The following is a 1,152-nucleotide window of genomic DNA, read 5'->3' as shown; positions in this document are numbered from 1 at the left end:
CTAGTGGATTGATTCCAACGCTTGGTGCCCGCGTTTGACTGCTGCAATGATCTCATCGGGATCTGCTTTCCAGACGAATGGCCGCGGTTCGTGATTGTGCTCAGTCATGAAGCGGTTGATTGCCGCCTGCAGGTCGACGACGGAGTGGAAGACGCCGTGTTTCAGTCTCCGTCGTGTCAGTTTGGCGAAGAAGCCCTCGACAGCGTTGAGCCATGAACATGATGTTGGAACGAAGTGGAAGGTCCATCGCGGATGTCTTGCCAGCCAGGCGCGGACCTTCGGCTGCTTATGGGTCGCGTAGTTGTCGAGAATGACGTGGACTGCCTTATCCTTCGGCAGTTGCGCCTCAATCACGTTGAGGAAACGGATGAACTCCTGATGCCGATGTCGCTGCATGTTGCGGCCGATCACCGAGCCGTCGAGAACATTGAGGGCAGCAAACAGGGTGGTGGTCCCGTGGCGCTTGTAATCATGGGTCATCGTGCCACCCCGCCCCTTCTTTAAAGGAAGCCCTGGCTGGGTGCGGTCGAGCGCCTGGATCTGGCTTTTTTCATCGACGGAAAGAACAATGGCATGGGCCGGCGGCGAGACGTAGAGCCCAACGACATCGTGCAGTTTCTCGGCAAAGGCCTTGTCATTCGACAGTTTGAAGCTGCGCCAGCGGTGCGGTGCAAGACCATGCTCGTGCCATATCTTGACGACCGAAGAGGCCGCGATCCCCACCGCCTGTGCCATCGCGCGAACGGTCCAGTGTGTGGCCTCTTGCTTGGGCGTTTCCAGCGTCAGCGCGATCACCTGATCGACCAGTTCGGGATCGAGTGGCGCAATGCCTGGAGGGCGGCTCTTGTCGCGCAAAAGGCCATCAACGCCTTCGGCCATAAAACGCTCCTGCCATCGCCACACGCAGGTCTTCGATTTGCCGGTAGCCTCCATAATGGCCACAGTTCCCAACCTGTCATCGCTCATCAGAATGATCTTCGCCCGCCACGCATGCTTCTGCGGCGAACCGCGCTTTGCCACGATGGCTTCGAGCCGGATCCTGTCGGTGGCAGTGACGTCAAATGTAATACCGGTGCGCATGCACGATCGTCGCACATGCGAAAACCGATGGGAATCCAACATCGGACTCTTTTGTCTCGATCAATCCACTAG

Annotated in this window: 1 protein-coding gene; it reads right to left on the bottom strand. The window is 58.0% G+C overall.

Annotated elements, in window-relative coordinates; translation table 11 throughout:
* The gene (locus NKH60_RS34930; protein ID WP_352517382.1) at positions 1–1,080 is read right to left on the bottom strand and encodes an IS630 family transposase; all 1,080 of its coding nucleotides are present in this window, start codon (positions 1,078–1,080) and stop codon (positions 1–3) included.
* Positions 1,081–1,152 lie beyond the last annotated feature (72 nt).

This window comes from Mesorhizobium sp. M1006 (assembly GCF_040318825.1).
Classification (GTDB): domain Bacteria; phylum Pseudomonadota; class Alphaproteobacteria; order Rhizobiales; family Rhizobiaceae; genus Mesorhizobium.
This window is presented reverse-complemented; position numbering and strand designations above follow the sequence as displayed.

Excerpts from the sequence above, each read along its gene's own strand:
- NKH60_RS34930 (WP_352517382.1), bottom strand. The coding sequence starts at position 1,080 with ATGCGCACCGGTATTACATTTGACGTCACTGCCACCGACAGGATCCGG.